The 14,139-nt window shown below is 70.1% G+C and carries 15 protein-coding genes and 1 tRNA gene; 6 read left to right on the plus strand and 10 right to left on the minus strand.

Translation table 11 applies throughout. From position 1 onward, the window contains the following. Positions 1-26: 26 nt before the first annotated feature. Genes ACLFOB_RS00800 through ACLFOB_RS00815 form a run of 4 tightly spaced genes read right to left on the minus strand, consistent with a single transcriptional unit; the run spans position 27 to position 3,555 of the window. A complete protein-coding gene (locus tag ACLFOB_RS00800; RefSeq protein ID WP_410924361.1) occupies positions 27-1,310 on the minus strand; it encodes a bifunctional folylpolyglutamate synthase/dihydrofolate synthase in 1,284 nt (427 codons plus the stop codon). 26 nt (positions 1,311-1,336) lie between these two features. Next, positions 1,337-1,642, minus strand: coding sequence for a monooxygenase (locus tag ACLFOB_RS00805; protein ID WP_410916473.1), 306 nt, complete (start codon positions 1,640-1,642; stop codon positions 1,337-1,339). An 18-nt stretch (positions 1,643-1,660) separates the two neighbouring features. Beyond that, positions 1,661-2,596 (minus strand): acetyl-CoA carboxylase, carboxyltransferase subunit beta, encoded by a 936-nt coding sequence (gene accD, locus ACLFOB_RS00810; protein ID WP_410924362.1) that lies wholly within the window; start codon positions 2,594-2,596, stop codon positions 1,661-1,663. Positions 2,597-2,649: 53 nt separating this feature from the next. Beyond that, complete coding sequence (locus ACLFOB_RS00815; protein ID WP_410916234.1) at positions 2,650-3,555, minus strand: CPBP family intramembrane glutamic endopeptidase; 906 nt, start codon at positions 3,553-3,555, stop codon at positions 2,650-2,652. Positions 3,556-3,679: 124 nt separating this feature from the next. Here ACLFOB_RS00815 and ilvD point away from each other — a divergent pair, with 124 nt between their 5' ends. From ilvD to ACLFOB_RS00835, 4 genes are read left to right on the plus strand one after another with little or no spacing between them, the layout of a single operon-like run. Then, a complete protein-coding gene (ilvD, locus tag ACLFOB_RS00820) occupies positions 3,680-5,443 on the plus strand; it encodes a dihydroxy-acid dehydratase (RefSeq protein WP_410924364.1) in 1,764 nt (587 codons plus the stop codon). Then, entirely contained in the window at positions 5,424-6,062 is a 639-nt protein-coding gene (locus tag ACLFOB_RS00825; RefSeq protein WP_410924366.1) for a dihydroxy-acid dehydratase, read from the plus strand. The genes ilvD and ACLFOB_RS00825 overlap by 20 nt, the downstream gene beginning before the upstream one ends. A gap of 41 nt (positions 6,063-6,103) precedes the next feature. After that, a complete protein-coding gene (locus ACLFOB_RS00830) occupies positions 6,104-6,877 on the plus strand; it encodes a DUF6478 family protein (protein WP_410916231.1) in 774 nt (257 codons plus the stop codon). 37 nt (positions 6,878-6,914) lie between these two features. Continuing rightward, positions 6,915-7,283 carry a hypothetical protein gene (locus ACLFOB_RS00835; protein ID WP_410916230.1) on the plus strand — a complete coding sequence of 123 codons (369 nt, stop codon included), beginning with the start codon at positions 6,915-6,917 and terminating at the stop codon, positions 7,281-7,283. Positions 7,284-7,351: 68 nt separating this feature from the next. Here the strand turns inward: ACLFOB_RS00835 and ACLFOB_RS00840 are convergent, their stop codons facing one another. The 3 genes from ACLFOB_RS00840 to petA are packed head-to-tail and all read right to left on the minus strand — an operon-like array spanning position 7,352 to position 10,124. Next, positions 7,352-8,173, minus strand: a complete 822-nt coding sequence (locus ACLFOB_RS00840) for a cytochrome c1 (protein ID WP_410916229.1) — start codon at positions 8,171-8,173, stop codon at positions 7,352-7,354. A 31-nt stretch (positions 8,174-8,204) separates the two neighbouring features. After that, complete coding sequence (locus ACLFOB_RS00845) at positions 8,205-9,548, minus strand: cytochrome b (RefSeq protein ID WP_410916228.1); 1,344 nt, start codon at positions 9,546-9,548, stop codon at positions 8,205-8,207. A gap of 12 nt (positions 9,549-9,560) precedes the next feature. Then, positions 9,561-10,124, minus strand: coding sequence for a ubiquinol-cytochrome c reductase iron-sulfur subunit (gene petA / locus ACLFOB_RS00850; RefSeq protein ID WP_410916227.1), 564 nt, complete (start codon positions 10,122-10,124; stop codon positions 9,561-9,563). Positions 10,125-10,349: 225 nt separating this feature from the next. Between petA and ACLFOB_RS00855 the strand changes: the two genes are divergently transcribed. Further along, positions 10,350-11,009 carry an outer membrane protein gene (locus ACLFOB_RS00855; protein ID WP_410916225.1) on the plus strand — a complete coding sequence of 220 codons (660 nt, stop codon included), beginning with the start codon at positions 10,350-10,352 and terminating at the stop codon, positions 11,007-11,009. Positions 11,010-11,013: 4 nt separating this feature from the next. Here ACLFOB_RS00855 and ACLFOB_RS00860 read toward each other — a convergent pair whose 3' ends face one another. The 3 genes from ACLFOB_RS00860 to dapF all read right to left on the minus strand — a co-directional run bounded on the left by ACLFOB_RS00860 (position 11,014) and on the right by dapF (position 13,957). Next, on the minus strand, positions 11,014-11,628 hold the full coding sequence (locus tag ACLFOB_RS00860; protein ID WP_410924371.1) for a glutathione S-transferase: 615 nt from the start codon (positions 11,626-11,628) through the stop codon (positions 11,014-11,016). Positions 11,629-11,879: 251 nt separating this feature from the next. Beyond that, a complete protein-coding gene (mtaB, locus tag ACLFOB_RS00865; RefSeq protein ID WP_410916224.1) occupies positions 11,880-13,127 on the minus strand; it encodes a tRNA (N(6)-L-threonylcarbamoyladenosine(37)-C(2))-methylthiotransferase MtaB in 1,248 nt (415 codons plus the stop codon). After that, positions 13,124-13,957, minus strand: a complete 834-nt coding sequence (gene dapF, locus ACLFOB_RS00870; protein ID WP_410924368.1) for a diaminopimelate epimerase — start codon at positions 13,955-13,957, stop codon at positions 13,124-13,126. The genes mtaB and dapF overlap by 4 nt, the downstream gene beginning before the upstream one ends. 103 nt (positions 13,958-14,060) lie before the next feature. Here dapF and ACLFOB_RS00875 point away from each other — a divergent pair. Further along, positions 14,061-14,136 (plus strand) — tRNA-Lys (locus ACLFOB_RS00875). Positions 14,137-14,139 lie beyond the last annotated feature (3 nt).

Raw genomic sequence — 14,139 nt, forward strand, 5'->3', positions numbered from 1 at the left:
ATGCGACGGCACGGCCGGGCGCGCCGTCACCCGTTTTCGCGCAGCACCTGCCCGGCAAGGTAGAGCGACCCGCAGATCAACACCCGCGCGGTGGCGTCCTCGTCCGTGATCGCGGCGAGCGCCGCCGCCGGGCTCTCTGCCGTGCGCGCGGCATGGCCCGCGCGCGCGGCCACCTCCGCCAGCGTGTCGGGATCGAGCGCGGCTGCCTCGCCCGGGATCGGCACGGCGGTCAGGCTGTCGGCCGCGCCCGCCAGCGGCGCGAGAAAGCCTGTCGCGTCCTTGGTCGAGAGCATCCCGCAGATCAGATGCGTGGGCCGCTCCGGCAACCGTGCCAGATGCGCGGCCAGCGCGGCGCCGGCCGCCGGGTTGTGCCCGCCGTCGAGCCAGAGCTCGACCTCCGGCGCGGCCTCCGCCAGCGGTCCGCGCCGCAGGCGCTGCATCCGCGCGGGCCATTCGGCGCAAGTGACGGCGGCCTCGCAGGCCGCCTCGCCGAAGCCCAGATGCCGCAGCGCGGCCAGCGCCGCGCCCGCGTTCGCGATCTGATGCGCGCCGGGCAGCACGGGCAGCGGCAGATCGAGCAGACCGGCCTCGTCCTCGAAGACCATGCGCCCGCGTTCTTCGCGGACGTGCCAGTGCTGGCCGTGCACCAGCAGCGGCGCGCCCAGCCGCGCGGCCTGCGCCTCGATCACCTCGAGCGCGGCGTCGTCCTGCGGACCGACCACGCAGGGCACGCCCCGTTTCAGGATCCCTGCCTTCTCGAAGGCGATCTTCTCCAGCGTGTCGCCGAGGTATTGCTCGTGGTCCATCGACACCGGCGTGACGATCGTGAGCGCGGGCGCGTCCAGCACGTTCGTCGCATCGAGTCGCCCGCCGAGGCCGGTCTCCAGCAGGGTCCAGTCCGCCGGCGTCCGCGAAAAGGCCAGCAGCGCCGCGCAGGTCGTGATCTCGAAATAGGTGATCGGCGCCCCGCCGTTCGCCGCCTCGCATTCGTCGAGCACGGCGGTCAGCGCAGGTTCCGAGATCAGTTCGCCCGCCACGCGCACCCGCTCGTGGAAGCGGGCAAGGTGTGGCGAGGTGTAGGCATGCGCGGCCTGCCCCGCGCCCTCGATCCCCGCGCGCAGGAAGGCCAGCGTCGAGCCCTTGCCGTTGGTGCCGGCAAGGTGGATCGCAGGGGGCAGCGCGCGCTCGGGGTGGTCCAAGGCGGCCAGCAGGCGCCAGACGCGGTCCAGCGTCAGGTCGATGATCTTGGGGTGCAGCGCCATCATCCGCGCCAGCATGAGGTCAGAGGGCGTGGCGCCTTGCACGGTCATGGGGCCTTGGCTTTCCGAAGGGCGCGTCAGAGCGGCGCGCGGGTGATCTGCGACAGCGCCGGGTTCACGTCGAAGGTCACGGCGCGGATGTCGCCGATGCCGAACTCGGCCAGCCGCCGCTCGTGCTTTTCCCTGTAGGCTGCCGCGGCCTCGGGGCTGTCGAAGACGTAGACGCCGCCGGCGCGGCCTTCTGCCGCGTTCTCGGTCCAGAGCTTCCAGACGAGGCCGGGTTCGGCGGCGATGTCGGTGGCCAGCCCCTCCATCGCGGTGGCCATCTCGCCGCCCCAGGGGCCGGCGAAGGGGAAATCGAACTGAAGCAGGGTATGCGCCATCGCCTGTGCTCCGATGCGTCAGCCCTGTGCGGGCTCGGTTGCGTCCTTTTGCGCGGGCTCGGGCACGGCCGGGCCCGGCGGGGGCAGGTCGCCCTTCACCGCCGGCGGCAGGCCCATCAGCATCCGCGTGATGGTGATCAGCTCGTCCCGCATCCGGCCGCGCGGCGTCACCCGGTCCAGCATCCCGTGATCCAGCAGGTATTCGGCGCGCTGGAAGCCCTCGGGCAGCTTCTCGCGGATCGTCTGTTCGATCACGCGGGGGCCGGCGAAGCAGATCAGCGCGCCGGGCTCGGCGATCTGGATGTCGCCCAGCATCGCGTAGCTCGCGGTGACGCCGCCTGTGGTGGGATGGGTCAGCACGACGATGTAGGGTAGCCCGGCTTCCTTCACCATCTCGACGGCGACGGTGGTGCGCGGCATCTGCATCAGGCTGAGGATGCCCTCCTGCATCCGCGCGCCGCCCGCGGCCGAGAACAGGATCAGCGGGCGCTTCGTCTCGACCGCGCGGCGGGCCGCGGCGACGATCGCGTTGCCCACATACATCCCCATCGAGCCGCCCATGAAGGAGAAATCCTGCGCCGCGGCCACGACTGGCGTGCGCCCGATCTCTCCCAGGGCGACCAGCATCGCTTCCTTCTCGCCGGTGGCCTTCTGGGCGGCCCTCATGCGGTCGGGATACTTCTTCTGGTCGCGGAAATGCAGCGGGTCGGGCAGCGGCGCGGGCACCTCGACCTCGGTGAAGACGCCCGCATCGAAGAGCGCGCGGAAGCGGTCGCGCGGCCTGAGCGCCATGTGGTGGCCGCAGGTGGTGCAGACGTTCAGGTTTTCCGCCAGTTCGCGGTGGAACAGCATGGTGCCGCATTCGTCGCACTTGGTCCACAGGTTCTCCGGCATCTCGCGGCGCGAGAAGATGGAGTTGATGCGGGGGCGGACGTAGTTGCTGATCCAGTTCATGGCGCCTCACGGGTGCTGCGGGCGGAAATAGTCGTGCCCGCGCGGAAATGCAATCAGCGCCGGATCGCGAGCCGCGCGGCAAGCCAGGAACAAAGGAGCATCCCCGCCTCGACCGGCATCGCCATGCGCAACAGGTCCGGGTCTGCGGAGGGCGATGGCAGCGTGTAGAGCGCCAGCCCCGACAGCATCCCCTCCATCGCCGTGAAGGCCACCGGAAAGACGTTGTTCATGAAGTGCATCGCGATCGCGGGGCCAAGGTTGCCCGCCCGCGCCGTCACATCCGCCATCGCCAGGCCAAAGACCCCGCTCCAGACCGCCACCAGCCAGGCGTCGCCGCCGAAGCTGGCGGGCACGTAATGGCCGAAGGCGAAAAGGGCGGAGGGCACGCCCAACCACACCAGCGGCGAGGCGAAGCGCGCGGCGAGCTGCTGCTGCAGATAGCCGCGGAACAGGATCTCTTCCGCGCCGGTCTGGATCACCAGCGCGGCCAGCGTGAGCGGCAGCAGCATCGCCCAGAGCCCGGGGGCGAGGTTGGGCTGCGGTTCGGTCCCGCCCGGGCCGGACCAGGGCGGCAGCAGCGCCAGCGCGATGTAGAGCGCAGAGAGCGCCCCGAGCACGCGGAAGAAGTCGCGCACCGCGCGCGACAGCGAGGGGCCGATCAGGCTGAGCGCGCTGCGGCCATGCAGGTGGTGTGCCGCCGCGATCGCCCCCAGCGCCATGAAGGCGAAGCTGCCCAGCAGGACGAGGGCACTGGCCGGCGTGGTGCCGGTGCCGCCGTCCATGGACAGCTCGGCATAGAGCGTGTCGGGGGCCAGCGCGTAGAGCACGGCGCGCATCGCGCTGGACAGGCCGAACAGCACGGCGCCCACGACGACAAGGCCCGCGACCAGCCGCCAGACCTCTGGTCGGGCGCGGGCGGGGGCGACGAAGGCGTCGTGCGGGGCGTAGGCGGCGCTCATGCGCTGGAACTAGGGCCGGCACCCGCCTTGCGCAATCGGCCCGCGTCGTTCTGCCGATCCTTCGGCCTTGTGCGGCGCGGGGCCATTCCGTATTCCGGTCCGGACCGATCAGGGAGGGCCGTCCATGCTCAAGCGTCCGTTCGACAAGTCGAAGCTGCCCAGCCGCTACGTGACGGAGGGCCCGGCGCGGGCGCCGCACCGTTCCTACTACTACGCGATGGGCATGACGGAGGAAGAGATACACCAGCCCCTCGTCGGCGTCGCAACCTGCTGGAACGAGGCCGCGCCCTGCAACATCGCGCTCGCCCGTCAGGCGCAGGCGGTCAAGATGGGCGTCAAGGAGGGCTCCGGCACCCCGCGCGAGTTCACCACCATCACCGTGACCGACGGGATCGCGATGGGGCACGAGGGCATGCGCTCCTCCCTGCCGTCGCGCGAGGCGATCGCGGACACGGTCGAACTCACGGTGCGCGGGCACTGCTACGACGCGCTCGTGGGCCTTGCGGGCTGCGACAAGTCGCTGCCGGGCATGATGATGGCGATGGTGCGGCTCAACGTGCCAAGCGTGTTCATCTACGGCGGCTCGATCCTGCCGGGCAAGGCGCCGAACGACGCGGAGGTGCCGGAGGATTTCCTCAACCGCGACCTGACCGTGCAGGACATGTTCGAGGCGGTGGGCCGCCATCAGAACGGCACGCTGTCGGATGCCGCGCTCGCGATCCTGGAGCGCGTGGCCTGCCCCAGCGCGGGGGCCTGTGGCGGCCAGTTCACCGCCAACACCATGGCCTGCGTGAGCGAGGCGATCGGGCTGGCGCTGTTCAACTCGTCCGGAATGCCCGCGCCCTATGAGAGCCGCGACCAGTATGGAGAGGCCTCGGGCAAGGCGGTGATGGACCTGATCGAGAAGAACATCCGCGCGCGCGACATCGTCACGCGGAAAAGCCTGGAGAACGCGGCGCGCGTGGTGGCCTGCACCGGCGGCTCGACCAACGCGGGCCTGCACCTGCCGGCCATCGCGCATGAGGCGGGCATCGACTTCTTCCTCGAGGACGTCTGCGAGATCTTCCGCGACACGCCCTATTTCGTGGACATGAAGCCCGGCGGGCAGTTCGTGGCCAAGGATCTCTACGAGGCGGGCGGCGTCCCGGTGGTGATGAAGGAGCTGCGCCGCGCGGGCCTGATCCACGAGGATTGCATCACCGCCTCGGGCCGCACCGTGGGCGAGGAACTGGACCGCGTCACGCGCGAAGCCGACGGCCGCGTGATTCATTCCATCGACACCCCGATCACGAAGACCGGCGGCGTCGTTGGCCTGAAGGGCAACCTCGCCCCCGAAGGCGCCATCGTGAAGGTCGCGGGCATCCCGGAAGAGCATCAGGTCTTCACCGGCCCCGCCCGCGTCTTCGAATGCGAGGAAGAGGCCTTCGAGGCGGTCAGGAGCCGTGACTACGAAGAGGGCGAGGTCATCGTCATCCGCAACGAGGGGCCGAAGGGCGGCCCCGGCATGCGCGAGATGCTGGCCACCACCGCCGCGCTCTCGGGGCAGGGGATGGGCAAGAAGGTCGCGCTCATCACCGACGGACGCTTTTCCGGCGCGACGCGCGGCTTCTGCGTGGGACATGTGGGCCCCGAGGCGGCGATGGGCGGTCCCATCGGCCTGCTGAGGAACGGCGACATGATCACCATAGATGCGGTCAAGGGCGCGCTGACGGTCGATGTCCCCGACGAGGAGTTGGAGGAGCGGCGCAAGGCGTGGGCCGGCCCGCGCCCCACCAACTACGCCTCCGGCGCGGTGTGGAAGTTCGCCCAGACGGTCGGGCCGACCTACAAGGGCGCCGTGACCCATCCGGGTGCCAAAGCCGAGACGCATGTCTACATGGACATCTAGGGCGGCGCTGGCGGGCGCCGCGCTTGCGCTCTCCGCCTGCACCGAGCAGGAGACCGGCGCAGCTGCCCCGCGCGAGGTCGTCGTGGCCCGCGGCGCCGTGCTGGTCGCCGCGCCGCCGGGCTATTGCGTGGATCGCACGGCGTTGCGCGACGCGGAGGAGGGCAGCTTCGCCCTGCTGGCAAGCTGCGCGAGCCTCGACCCGAACGCCGACGGCCCGTCGGCGCAGCCCGCGATCCTGACCGTCACCGTCTCTGGACGGGATCCCGAAACCACGCCTCCCCGCGCCGAGGCGCTTGCCGCCGCCGCGCCCGAGGCGGTGCTGGCAACACGACAGCGCGGCGCGCTGGCGCTGGTGCATCTGGGCGACGGGGGCGATGCGGTGCTGCCCGGCGGCGACCCGCGCCACTGGCGCGGGGCCACCGGCACGGGCGGACGCGTCGTGGCGCTCGCCCTTTATGCGCCGCGAGAAAGCCCGCTGGCCGGTGCGGCGGGCGGCGACCTGATGGCGGCGCTGGCCGCGCGGATCGAGGCGCGCGCGCCCGCCACCGTGGCCGTGGCGCCACCGCAGGGGCGCAGTGGCGACGGGCTGCGCGCGACGCTTGCACGGCTCTTCAACTGATTGCAACCTTTCGCTGCAAGGCGCGCTGCAAGGGGACCGGTATGGCAGGCGACGGCGGACCGATCGGGCGGCTGATGCAACGGGGCGCTGTGTCACACTGGACCCGCGCCGCAGAGCGCGTGGCCCAGGCGGAGCCCGCGGCCCTGCGCCGTTCGCGCGCACAGGCGCGGCGGCTGCGCCGGGCGCTCGACCGGTTCCTGTTCGCCGCCGAGGAAAGGCTCGCGGCGGCGGGCGCGGAGCCCCGGCAAGAGGCCATCGCGCCCGGAACCGACTGGATCTGGCGGCCGCAGCTGTGGCGCGGACCCTTGCCGGTGCCCGGTCATGCCAACGCTGCCCCGGGCACCCGGATCGGAGAGGAGATCGTGCTGTTCCACGATTCCGACCTGGCCGAGGTGAGCCTCCGGCAGGTGCGGGCGGCCGAGACCGGCGGCACGCCCGCGCCCTACGCGCTGGCCCTCGACGTGTTCGGCTTCGATGGATCCTATCTTTCGCTTGCGCTCGAACTGCCGGAGGCCGCCGCGCAGGGGCTGCGCAAGCGGCATGTCCTGCGCGCCGATCTGGCGCTCGATGTGGAGCGGCAGGTGGAGGTTTTCCTGCGCCTCAACGTGCGGCACGGCCCCAATACCGAGCAGATCGTGCGCGAGCTTCCGGCCTTCAACGAGGCTGCGACGGTGGAATTCGACCTTGCGTATTCGCGGCTGAACGAGCGGCGGGTGGAGCGGATGTGGCTCGACCTGATCGTGGACCGCCCCGAGATGAATCGCATCGAACTGCGCGACCTGACGCTGTCGCGAAGGCCGCGCGCCGCCCTGTGATGCCGCCCTGTGACGCCACCCTGCGACGGAGCCCCGGATGACCGAAAGCCTTTCCGTGACACGCACCCGCTTCGCCGCCGGCATATGGGAGGGGGAGGTTCGCGGCGCGGGCGAGCGTCGTCCGCCCGTCGAGGTGATCTATGCGGAGCAGCCCGTGCCCGATGTCAGCCTGTCGGCAGACGAATCCGGGCGGTGGCGCCTCCGCTTCGTCGTGCCGGTGGAGGCGGTAAGCGAAGGCGTGCACACGCTGCTGATCCGCAGCGCGGAGACCGGCGAGACGCTGGACAGCCTGACGATGCTTGCCGGCGATCCGATGGACGGCGATCTGCGCGGTGAGGTGGCGCTGCTACGGGCGGAGCTGGAACTGCTCAAGCGGGCCTTCCGGCGTCACGTCCGGGAAGGGTGACCGCCTGAAGCGAAACGCCCCGCGCCGTGAGGCGCGGGGCGGACCGTCAACAGGGGTTTGGACCTGGCTCAGCCGTCGTCCTTGGCGCGTGCCTTGATCGGTGCCCAGATCCGCTTGTTGGTCAGGTAGAGCAGGACCGACAGGACGGTCAGGAACAGCACGCCGGTGAAGCCCGCCTGCTTGCGCTCCATCATCTTGGGCTCGGCCGTCCACATCAGGAAGGCGGCGACATCCTTGGCCATCTGCTCTTCGGTGGCCTCGGTGCCGTCGGCGTATTCCACCGCACCTTCGTAGAGCGGCGGGGCCATGTTGATCCAGCCGCCGGGATACGACTCGTTCTCGTAGAGTACGGCGCCCGCTTCCACGCGGTCCTCGCCGGTGTAGTTCATCAGCAGCGAGGCGATGTATTCCGCGCCGCCCATGCCCTTGAAGAGCTGGTTGAGACCGGTGCCGTAAGGCCCGCTGAAGCCGGCCCGGGCCTTTGCCATGAGCGACAGGTCGGGCGCGTCCTGGCTTTCGTTCGCGGGGAAGTTGTCGGCCGGTGTCAGCGCCCGCAGGTCGTCGGTGTCGGGATCGATGAGATCCGGGTTGGCGGCCGGGTCGGCCACCATCAACTCTTCGGCATAGGCGCGGACCTGATCCGCGGGCATGCCCGGACCCGTCTCGCTCGTCAGGGTGCGGATCGGCACGTGCTCGAGCCCGTGGCACGAGGCGCAGACCTGCGTGTAGACCTGCAGGCCCCGTTGCAGCTGTGCCTGGTCGTAGGTGCCGAACGGCCCCTCGAAGGAGAAGTCGTAGTCGGTCACAGACCCCGCCTCGCCGGCGGCCTGGGCCGCCGGTGCCGCCAGCGTCAGCGCGGCGGCCGCGGAGAGGGCGATTTTTCTGAACATGTCGCGTTTTTCCTTTCTCGCTCCGCCCGGGTCATTCGGCCGGAGTATCGACGACGGTCTTCGTGCCGCCGGAAGGGGCCATGTGACTCTTGAAGTCCTCCTCGATGGTCGCCGGCTGCGGCAGCGGCTTCTCCAGCACGCCCAGCAGCGGCAGGATCACGAGGAAGAAGGCGAACCAGTAGGCCGCGCCGATCAGGGCGATGGTCGGATAGATGCCCTCTGCCGGCATGGCTCCCGCCCACATCAGCACGAAGAAGTTCACCACGAAAAGCCAGAACCACCACTTGAACATGGGACGATACCGGCCCGAACGCACGCTGGAGGTGTCGAGCCAGGGCGCCAGCGCCATCACCACGATCGAGCCGAACATCGCCAGCACGCCGAAGAACTTGGCGTCGATGATGCCGCCGGTGATGAAGCTCGTGAACTGCACGAGCCAGACCGAGTCGTCGAAGGCGCGCAGGATCGCGTAGAAGGGCAGGAAGTACCATTCCGGCACGATGTGCGCGGGCGTCACCAGCGGATCGGCCTCGATGTAGTTGTCGGGATGGCCCAGGTAGTTGGGCATGAACCCGACGATGGCGAAGAACACCGCGAGGATCACGCCCAGCGCGAAGAGGTCCTTCATCACGAAATAGGGCCAGAAGGGCACGGTGTCCTTTTCGGCCTCGGCCTTCGAGGTGCGCCGCACCTCCACGCCCGTGGGGTTGTTGTTGCCCGTGGTGTGGAAGGCCCAGATGTGCACGATCACCAGCCCCGCGATCACGAAGGGCAGCAGGTAGTGCAGCGAGAAGAAGCGCTGCAGCGTGGCGTTGTCCACCGCGGGTCCGCCCTGCAGCCAGACGAGCAGCGTGTCGCCCACGAAGGGGATCGCGCCGAAGAGGCCGGTGATCACCGTGGCACCCCAGAAGGACATCTGCCCCCAGGGCAGCACGTAGCCCATGAAGGCCGTGGCCATCATCAGCAGGTAGATCAGCATGCCGATGATCCAGGTGATCTCGCGCGGGCTCTTGTAGGAGCCGTAGTAGAGACCCCGCAGGATGTGCGCATAGACCGCGACGAAGAACAGCGAGGCGCCGTTCTGGTGCAGATAGCGGATCATGTGCCCGCCGTTCACGTTGCGCATGATGTGCTCGACGCTGGCGAAGGCCATATCGACATGCGGCGTGTAGTGCATCACCAGGACGATGCCGGTGATGATCTGCAGCGCCAGACAGAAGGTCAGGACGACACCCCAGATCCACATCCAGTTGAGGTTCTTGGGCGTGGGGATCATGATCGTGTCGTAAAGCAGCCCGACGATCGGCAGGCGACCGTGCAGCCACTTTTCGCCGCGGCTCTTGGGCTCGTAATGGTCGTGCGGAATTCCGGACATCGGTGCGCCTCCTTAGCCGAGCCTGAGCGTGGTGTCGTCGACGAATTCGGCCACGGGAATGGGCAGGTTCTCGGGCGCCGGGCCCTTCCGCGTCCGCCCCGAGCCGTCGTAGTGCGAGCCGTGGCAGGGGCAGAACCAGCCATCGTAGTCGCCGGCGCCGTCGCCGATCGGCACGCAGCCGAGGTGCGTGCAGACCCCGATCTGAACCAGCCACTCGCCCGCCTCGTCCAGCGTGCGGTTCTCGTCCGTCGCGGGCGCGTCGTCCTCGATGTTGGCGTTGCGCGCGATCGGGTCGATCAGGTCGTCGAGATCGACCTGCCGCGCCGCCTCGATCTCCTCGGCGGTGCGGCGGCGGATGAACACCGGCTTGCCGAGGTATTTCACCGTCATCTGCGTGCCCTCTTCCACACCGGACACGTCGACGCGAATGCTCGACAGCGCCTGCACGTCCGCCGTGGGGTTCATCTGATCGACCAGCGGCCAGATCGCCGCACCTGCGGTCACGGCTCCGGCGCCAGCGGTGGCATAGAACAGGAAATCCCGTCTGGTAGCTTGATGGTCCTCTGCGTGCGACATGCGGCTTCTCCATCTCTGGGCCGATCTTGCGGCCGGACGATACAAGCGGATGCCGGGGCGGGACAGCGCGCGCCCGCGCCTGCACCCCGGCCGCTTTCTCGCGGGTATTTAGCGGTGCGTGCAGGGGCAGTCCAGCGATACAATGCCGCGCCCCTGCGCCGGCCCCGTCCTTGAGTGCGGCGATGGGCCGGCGTATCAGGGACGTCGAAAGCGGCGGAGAGTGCGATGCGACAGGTTGCGACGATCTTCAGGGCGGCGTTGCTCGCGCTGCTCATGGCCGGGCCGGCGGCGGCGGAGTTCGAGCTGAGCATCTATAGCGGCTATCAGACCGCGCCGCACAGCCGCGCCAAGGGCGACTATCCCGGCGGCGGCACCTACAACGCGCTCTTCGGCTGGGAAGGACGGTCCTTCGAGTTGCCGCTCTACTACGGCGCGCGCGGGACATGGTGGGTCAACGACCGCTTCGGCTGGGGCTTCGAGGGCACGCACACCAAGGTCTATGCGCCCGGCGCTGAGCGCACCGCCGCAGGCTTCGATCGCTTCGAGCTGTCGGACGGGCACAACATCATCACCGCGAATGCGCTGCGGCGGTGGCCGAATCGGTGGAAGGGCGTCACGCCCCATGTCGGCGGCGGGCTGGGCTTCGCCATGCCGCACGTCGATGTCGAGCCCGCAGGCGGGCCGCGCACCTACGGGTTCCAGGTGACGGGGCCGGCGGTGCGGCTTTTTGCCGGGGCCAGCATGGACCTCTCCGAGCGTTGGGCGCTCTTCGGCGAGTATCAGTTCACCTGGTCGGACAACACCGCCGATCTCGATGGCGGCGGGTCGCTGGAAACGCGGATCATCACCAACGCGGTCAACCTGGGCGTCAGCTACCGCTTCTGACCGCTCAGGCGGCCGGCGGTCGCGTCTCCGCCATCGCGGGGCGTTCCCCGAAGGCGGCATACCAGTCGTCGAGCGCGCCGCGTCCCTGCCGCCAGGGGCGGTCGGGGTGGCGGAAATCGAGATACCCCAGCGCGCAGGCCACCGCGATCTGCCCCATGTCGAGCCGCCCGGAGAGGTGGCTCATCCAGCGGTTGCCGACGACGTCGAGCGCGCGGGCGATCTTGGTCCACTGCGCGTCCAGCCAGTCCGCCGAGCGGTGCGGTTCGGGGCGAAAGCGTGCCTCGTAGACCATGAGCACCGCGGCATCCATGATCCCGTCCGCCGTCGCCTCGAGCGTCAGCACGTCCCAGAGCCGCCTTTCGGGATACAGCGGCCCGCGTGCGCGGTCGTTCAGATAGCGGCAGATCACCCGGCTGTCGTAGAGCGCCGGCCCGTCGTCGCGCAGGAGCGCGGGGATCTTGCCCAGCGGGTTGGCGGCGGCGAGCGCCATGTCTGTGGCCAGCGGCGTGGTCGTCGTGTCGATCTCCTCGACCTCGACCTCGCCCTCGAGCTTCAGTTCGCGGATGGCCACGCGCACCTTGCGCACGAAGGGCGAGGCGGCGGCGGAATAGAGCTGCATCATGCGCGGTGGCTCCCTGTGGCGAGACAAGGGTGCGGCGGGGCGCGGATCGTGTCAACGCAGGCCGCGCGGCGGCACCGCGCCGGGGGCGCTGCCCCCGGACCCCCGGGGTATTGGAGGACCATTGAAAGCAGGGAGCGGTGGCAGCAGGCGCCGTGCCGCCCGCCCGGCGCGTGGACGACCGCCGACGCGGCGGGGGCGCGGCACCCGGTCGGGCCGCATCCGTGCGATGCGCCACCGCACCGCGGGTCTCAGGCGGTGAGAGAGCTGCCCTCTTGGCCGGCGATGCGCAGCGTCTCGATGCCGCCGGTTTCGTGATCCCTCTGCGTCGTCACCTCTGCGAAGCCTTCCGTGCGGCCGCGGCGCGGGCTTTCCATCAGCACGCGGTGCACCGTGCCCCTCTGCGCGGCAAGCCAGGCATCGCGGCGCCGGTCGCCCGCGGCGCGCAGGCGCCGGGCGCGGTCGCGGATCGCGGCGCCCTCCACCTGCGGCATCCGTGCGGCGGGCGTGCCGGCGCGCGGCGAATAGGGAAAGACATGCAGCCAGGTCAGCCCGCAGTCCTCGACCAGGCGCAGCGCGTTCTCGAACTGCGCCTCCGTCTCGGTCGGGAACCCGGCGATGATGTCGGCGCCGAACACGATGTCGGGGCGCAGGCGGCGCGCCTCTTCGCAGAAGCGGATGGCGTCGTCGCGCAGGTGGCGGCGCTTCATCCGCTTCAGGATCAGGTCGTCGCCGTGCTGCAGCGAGAGGTGCAGATGCGGCATCAGGCGGGGCTCCGTCGCCAGCGCCTCCATCAGCGCGGGGTCGGCCTCGATCGAATCGATCGACGACAGGCGCAGGCGCGGAAGGTCAGGCACCAGGCGCAGGATGCGGCGCACCAGATCGCCCAGCCGCGGTGTGCCCGGCAGGTCGGCGCCCCAGCTGGTCAGGTCCACGCCGGTCAGCACCACCTCGTTGTAGCCCTCTCCCGCCAGCCGCGCGATCTGTTCCACCACGACGCCGGCGGGGACCGAGCGCGAATTGCCGCGCCCGAAGGGAATGATGCAGAAGGTGCAGCGGTGATCGCAGCCGTTCTGGATCTGCACATGGGCGCGGGCGCGGGTGCCGAAGCCGTCGATCAGGTGATGCGCGGTCTCGCGCACCGACATGATGTCCTCGACCTGCACCCGCTCGGTGCCGAAATCGCCGGCCAGCGCGGACCAGGTCGCCGGCCGCATCTTTTCCGCGTTGCCGATGACATGGTCGACCTCTTCCATGCCGGCGAAGGTCTGCGGCTCGGTCTGCGCGGCGCAGCCCGTCACGACGATGCGCGCCTGCGGGTTTTCGCGTCGCAGGCGACGGATCTCCTGCCGGGCCTTGCGCACCGCCTCCGCCGTCACCGCGCATGTGTTGACCACCAGCGCGTCGGCGAGGCCCGCCTCGGCGGCCATGCGGGTCATCGCCTCGGTCTCGTAGGCGTTGAGCCGGCAGCCGAAAGTGGTGAAGCGCGGCGCACTCATGCGAAGGCCCCCAGGAATTCGGGCGTGAGGGTGCCGGAAAAGACGTGCGCGGTGGGCCCCGTCATCCAGACGCCGTCTTCGCGCCAGTCCACCGCGATCTCGCCGCCGTCGAGGATCACTGTCACGGCGCGCCCGGTGAGCCCGCGCCGCGCCGCCGCGACCGCCACCGCGCAGGACGACGAGCCGGAGGCCAGCGTGAGTCCCGCGCCGCGTTCCCAGACGCGCATGCGCAGACGGTCGGGGGCGATCAAGCTGGCCACCTGCACGTTCGTGCGCTCGGGGAAGAGCGGGTCATGCTCGATCCGGGGGCCGAGATCGGCGAGGTCCACCGCCTCCGCGTCTTCGGTGAAGAAGGTGCAGTGCGGGTTGCCCATGCCCGTCGCGGTGGGCGCGCCGTCGATCGGCAGCTCCAGCGTGTCCATCTCCCGCGCCAGCGGGATATCCTGCCATGTCAGCCCCGGCGCTCCCATGTTGACAGCGGTAAGCGCGCCGCGCCGTTCGGCCCGCAGCACGCCGTGCGCCGTGGCCAGCTTCAGCGCATCGCGCCCCGTCTCGTCCATCAGGTGGCGCGCGATGCAGCGGGTGGCGTTGCCGCAGGCCGCCGAGGGGGACCCGTCCGCGTTGAGAAAGTCGAGCCGCGCGTCGCCCTGCGTGTCGATGCGGATCAGGGCCAGCTGGTCGAAGCCCACGCCCCGGTGCCGGTCCGCCAGCGCGCGGGCGAGCGAGGGCCTCACCTCGACCGGGTGGGCGCGCGCGTCGATCACGACGAAGTCGTTGCCGAGCCCGTGCATCTTCATGAAGGGCAGGCCGGAGGGGGCGGGGCGATCCATGTCCGCGCATATACGCGGGCCGCCCCGCGCTTTCCAGTGGCGGGCCTTGGCCGCGTTTCCGGGGTTGACCGCGCGCGGAGCTGTTCCTAGAAGGCGCGCCTGTGGGCCGTTAGCTCAGTTGGTAGAGCAACTGACTTTTAATCAGTGGGTCGCAGGTTCGAATCCTGCACGGCTCACCACTG

This window comes from Rhodosalinus sp. (assembly GCF_046542825.1).
Lineage (GTDB): Bacteria > Pseudomonadota > Alphaproteobacteria > Rhodobacterales > Rhodobacteraceae > Rhodosalinus.

What these genes read in the sequence shown, in the direction of transcription:
- ACLFOB_RS00830 (WP_410916231.1), top strand. Translation starts at nt 6,104, where the DNA reads ATGGCAGGCGACGGCGGACCGATCGGGCGGCTGATGCAACGGGGCGCT.
- ACLFOB_RS00840 (WP_410916229.1), bottom strand. Translation starts at nt 8,173, where the DNA reads ATGTTCAGAAAAATCGCCCTCTCCGCGGCCGCCGCGCTGACGCTGGCG.
- ACLFOB_RS00845 (WP_410916228.1), bottom strand. Translation starts at nt 9,548, where the DNA reads ATGTCCGGAATTCCGCACGACCATTACGAGCCCAAGAGCCGCGGCGAA.
- ACLFOB_RS00805 (WP_410916473.1), bottom strand. Translation starts at nt 1,642, where the DNA reads ATGGCGCATACCCTGCTTCAGTTCGATTTCCCCTTCGCCGGCCCCTGG.
- ACLFOB_RS00800 (WP_410924361.1), bottom strand. Translation starts at nt 1,310, where the DNA reads ATGACCGTGCAAGGCGCCACGCCCTCTGACCTCATGCTGGCGCGGATG.
- ACLFOB_RS00825 (WP_410924366.1), top strand. Translation starts at nt 5,424, where the DNA reads ATGTCTACATGGACATCTAGGGCGGCGCTGGCGGGCGCCGCGCTTGCG.
- ACLFOB_RS00815 (WP_410916234.1), bottom strand. Translation starts at nt 3,555, where the DNA reads ATGAGCGCCGCCTACGCCCCGCACGACGCCTTCGTCGCCCCCGCCCGC.
- mtaB (WP_410916224.1), bottom strand. Translation starts at nt 13,127, where the DNA reads ATGAGTGCGCCGCGCTTCACCACTTTCGGCTGCCGGCTCAACGCCTAC.
- ilvD (WP_410924364.1), top strand. Translation starts at nt 3,680, where the DNA reads ATGCTCAAGCGTCCGTTCGACAAGTCGAAGCTGCCCAGCCGCTACGTG.
- dapF (WP_410924368.1), bottom strand. Translation starts at nt 13,957, where the DNA reads ATGGATCGCCCCGCCCCCTCCGGCCTGCCCTTCATGAAGATGCACGGG.
- ACLFOB_RS00855 (WP_410916225.1), top strand. Translation starts at nt 10,350, where the DNA reads ATGCGACAGGTTGCGACGATCTTCAGGGCGGCGTTGCTCGCGCTGCTC.
- ACLFOB_RS00860 (WP_410924371.1), bottom strand. Translation starts at nt 11,628, where the DNA reads ATGCAGCTCTATTCCGCCGCCGCCTCGCCCTTCGTGCGCAAGGTGCGC.
- accD (WP_410924362.1), bottom strand. Translation starts at nt 2,596, where the DNA reads ATGAACTGGATCAGCAACTACGTCCGCCCCCGCATCAACTCCATCTTC.
- petA (WP_410916227.1), bottom strand. Translation starts at nt 10,124, where the DNA reads ATGTCGCACGCAGAGGACCATCAAGCTACCAGACGGGATTTCCTGTTC.
- ACLFOB_RS00835 (WP_410916230.1), top strand. Translation starts at nt 6,915, where the DNA reads ATGACCGAAAGCCTTTCCGTGACACGCACCCGCTTCGCCGCCGGCATA.